A 4,082-nucleotide genomic window follows, 5' to 3' on the forward strand; every position below is an offset into this window, starting at 1 on the left:
GCGCACACCTTACGGAAATCATCGAAGACCGCCATGGTCGCAAATCAATCATCGTGACATCACAGCTCCCCGAACTGGACTGGTACGAAGCAATCGGTGACTCCACAGTGGCAGATGCAATACTCGACCGCATTGTCCACACTGCTCATCGAATCACGCTTACCGGCGAAAGCGTCCGTAAGCTTAAAGCTATAAAAAGCAGATAAGACAAAATAAAATTGACCCCGTCGGCCAGAACGTTTTCAGGGGTCAATTCAAAATATTTTCAGGGGTCAATTCAACCTTGGCCTAAGGGGTCATCCGAGCCTGGGTTTTCCAGCAAGCCTTGATTTTCTGCTTGGGGCGTATCTTTATGGGTTCATGTTTGCCGTGGAGATTGAGTGATGAATGGAACTGAGTCTCGGTGCTGTCGAAAACATCAGAACAAACTTCGTATAACTCCGAAACAAGTATCATAGGGAACAGATCTTCTTCCCATTGGCGGCATGATTTCGTATTTGTCTGATTCTGTTTTACAGGTTGTTCAGGTGCCGGATAACTACCATTGGGAACCTGCATCTTTTGGATAAAGGTTTCCCTACATTTCGGATGTAGCCGAATTTCACATGGCGGAAAGTATCGCTCCACCGTTATGAAAATTCTACGACAGACACTTCGCAACTCATGGTACACATCGAATGATGGCTTCAATATAAATTCATCATATTCAACGCTTTCCTGTAATTTCTTAAGGAACTCCCGTTTCTTTTCAAGCCATCCCTCACGGGTTTCGGACATATGGAATTGCTCGATTTCCTGTTTGTATTTATCTATCGTCCAGTCATCAGGCACCGGGATTTTGTGACAAGCCTTTAGCGCGTACTCATAATGAGCTGCACAGATATAGAACATCTCCACTTCTTTAAGGAAGTGGTTGCTTTCGTACCCGTCTATCATGTCTGCCTTGGATTTATTCTTACGTTCACGGTCCAACGTATGGAATACACTCCAGAATGTAAGTAGCCTTGTTGCAATCTCGGCACAGTAATTTCGGGTTTGGTCAGCTTGTACCTTTCCGATTTCTCCAGAGGCGTGAGATTCGATGATAGCGTTTTCGATGTCAATAGAACATAGTTTGCTGGTGGCTTCGGCAATTCGCTTGTAAAAAATTGTATCCTGTTTGGCTACCAGCGGAGCTTTCGTAAGTTGCCTCAAATCTTCCAATATTGGCACAACATCGCGTAAGGTCGTATGGTTTGGCATTCGCGGGGTGGTATTTAACGGGTTGATGAATATGAATGCCAATAGCTATGCCGATTTACTGAAATTTTCGTCATAGCAACATTCAGCATATCAAACAACCTCCATTCACCAAGTGTTCACCGATCTAACAAACTACAAGCCATTCATAACGAAGCCCTATAATATACCCCCCCAAAAAAACGTTTCAGAAAGTTTTATACCGCTTACTTGGCGTGACGCATCGTATGCGCCATAAGGCATAGAAAATGAAAATGGCAGAATGAAGGATTAAAATTTATTTATAATCCATCTACCTTCTTTGCGTCCACCTTCACGCGATATAATTCCAGATTTTTGAAGCTACTCCATATCCCTACGGACTGTACGGTATGTAATTGCCATGACTTCCGCTATCTTTGGCATGGTCGCATCGGGGGTATTCTCCAATAGATGAATTATGTCCAATTGGCGTGGAGACAATTCTTTCTGCCCCTCTTTCTGCCCTCTTTGTGGGGCAGTATGATTCTCGGCACTAACTATCTTCAGTTCAAGTTTAACCTGCATCAGCTCAGGCTGTTCAATGAGCTGCGGCTCTAACCAGTGCTTTTCCTGCCATGCGTTGAGAATGAGAGGGAAACCGGAACCGAGGTTCTCGCCGTATCCAATGTTGAGACTCAGAATCCACTTCTGTTCATTATCTCTCTTATATTGTCAAGGGCTTTCTTTTGCATCTCATCTTGTAAGACTTTATCCGTCAGTTGCACTATGCGATTATTACATTCGGATAGGGCGGACGAAATGCCTTCAAGATAGCGGGTGTGATTGTTATTTGGAGAGTATAATTGGGCAAAGGCGGCTAACTTATATTCCGATTCAAGACGATCCTTGACAAAAAGGAGCGAAGTGAGCTTTTCAATGCTATTTCCTTTTGATACAAAATCGGCGAACTCTCTCAAAGGATTTCCTTTTGGGAAAAGAAGCTGTATTGCTTTTATGAAGTCTGATTCTGTCATATTTTACGTTCTAAAGATTGTTATTCTATGCTGTAGCAGGATTGGGGAGTTAAAAACGAGCGATGTGGTTATATCAGAAGCCATTTGTAAGCAGCACAGACATCAATGACTTGTCCCTGAACCTCCAATTCACGCTCCTCAAAGGCGGTGACCAAAGTCAATTTGTCACATTTTAGTGATGTCCCGGCTTTCACCAAAGCAGAAGTTTCGCGATTGAGAGTTTTTTCCGAGGATATGTCATAGGAGACCTGTACAAGTTCAACAACCGTTGCTCGATGACAGACTACGAAATCAACTTCGTAAGACTCTGTTTTGTGATAATAGACATCGTATCCGACTCCATATTTTCTGCATATTGCCAAATAAACCAGAGATTCAAGCCTCCATCCAAAATTATCTTTTGCAAAAGCATCCTTTCTGGCGTTCATAAGCGATACATCTATGGGGTAGCATTTCGCATTACGAATCCGCTCGCTGCTTTTGGTAGAATATTTGCGTAACTGTTTCAGGAGATAAGCCTGATAAAGGTATCCGACATAATTCTCAACGGTTTTGTCATTTTTGAAATTAAAAGTCTTCTGCAAAGCTGTATATATAACTTCGCATGGAGCATTATTCATAAGATGATGAGACAGTGACTTAAAGGCATCTTTGTATCTTACCTTAAAACGCTGCACGATGTCTCTTTCCAGAATATTTGAAACCAGAGTATCTATATATTCCTCGGCAGTTTCTTCTCCACTGATTATCTCCGGAAAACCACCTGTCTCCATGTACTTGTCAAATGCTCTGCGAAGTAAGGCGTCAGTTTTTGTAGAAAGATTCGTCGTTTCCACTTTCTCCATTTCGCAAAATTCACGGAACGAGAAAGGAAATAATTCGATTTCATTGTAGCGTCCGGTGAGATATGTGGAAAGTTCGCTACTAAGTAGTTTCGCGTTGCTGCCGGTTATAATCAACTTCATCCCGTGCCGGAGCAATCTGTTGACAAAGAGATGCCAGCCCTCTATATTCTGTGCCTCGTCAAGAAATAGGTGGGTGAAGTCACCATAAATCTGGTATAGGCATTTTAATACATCGTTCAGATCATCAGCTGACAAACGAACTAAACGCTCATCGTCAAAATTCACATAAGCAAATTTTGCCTGAGCCTTATTCAATACATTGAAACACAATGTTGATTTTCCACTACGGCGCACTCCTATTACTACCTGAGCCTTTTTACTCTCAAGTTTAACCATATCTTCTTCCTTTCGTTTGCAAAAGCATTGGGAACGAAGTGAGTCAAGTTCTTCTCGTTGGTCACGTAATATTTCAAGCAGTACTGAAGTCTCCATTAATATCTTGTATTTATGGCGCAAAGATAATGAAACTTCGGTAAATCGGCAAATTCTCACATTGAAAACTACGATAATTAGGCACATATAAAATGCGCGAACTACGATAAACCGATATTTCTGTTACAAAAGTTGGTCTATATCAACTTCATCATATTGGTGGCACGATAAATATTTTTTCATTGAAAGCCTGTGGAAAACCCAGGCTCGGATGACCCCTTAGGCCAAGGTTGAATTGACCCCTGAAAATATTTTGAATTGACCCCTGAAAACGTTCTGGCCGACGGGGTCAATTTTATTTTGTCTTATCTGCTTTTTATAGCTTTAAGCTTACGGACGCTTTCGCCGGTAAGCGTGATTCGATGAGCAGTGTGGACAATGCGGTCGAGTATTGCATCTGCCACTGTGGAGTCACCGATTGCTTCGTACCAGTCCAGTTCGGGGAGCTGTGATGTCACGATGATTGATTTGCGACCATGGCGGTCTTCGATGATTTCCGTAAGGTGTGCGC

The 4,082-nt window shown here is 42.5% G+C and carries 5 protein-coding genes; 1 reads left to right on the forward strand and 4 read right to left on the reverse strand.

The genetic code is table 11. The features are described from left to right. The coding region (locus tag C5O23_RS13940) for an ATP-binding protein (protein ID WP_161553606.1) at positions 1 to 206 on the forward strand (206 nt) is incomplete at its 5' end. Positions 207 to 288: 82 nt separating this feature from the next. Here C5O23_RS13940 and C5O23_RS13945 read toward each other — a convergent pair. The 4 genes from C5O23_RS13945 to C5O23_RS13965 all read right to left on the reverse strand — a co-directional run. After that, complete coding sequence (locus C5O23_RS13945; RefSeq protein ID WP_107033517.1) at positions 289 to 1,242, reverse strand: hypothetical protein; 954 nt, start codon at positions 1,240 to 1,242, stop codon at positions 289 to 291. Positions 1,243 to 1,895: 653 nt separating this feature from the next. Next, positions 1,896 to 2,234, reverse strand: a complete 339-nt coding sequence (locus C5O23_RS13955; RefSeq protein WP_107033519.1) for a hypothetical protein — start codon at positions 2,232 to 2,234, stop codon at positions 1,896 to 1,898. A 68-nt stretch (positions 2,235 to 2,302) separates the two neighbouring features. Further along, entirely contained in the window at positions 2,303 to 3,571 is a 1,269-nt protein-coding gene (locus C5O23_RS13960; RefSeq protein ID WP_160899865.1) for an ATP-binding protein, read from the reverse strand. A gap of 305 nt (positions 3,572 to 3,876) precedes the next feature. After that, on the reverse strand, positions 3,877 to 4,082 hold a 206-nt coding region (locus tag C5O23_RS13965), incomplete at its 5' end, for an ATP-binding protein (RefSeq protein ID WP_161553606.1).

Origin of the sequence: Duncaniella muris (genome assembly GCF_003024805.1) — a bacterium.
GTDB classification, from domain to species: Bacteria; Bacteroidota; Bacteroidia; order Bacteroidales; family Muribaculaceae; genus Duncaniella; species Duncaniella muris.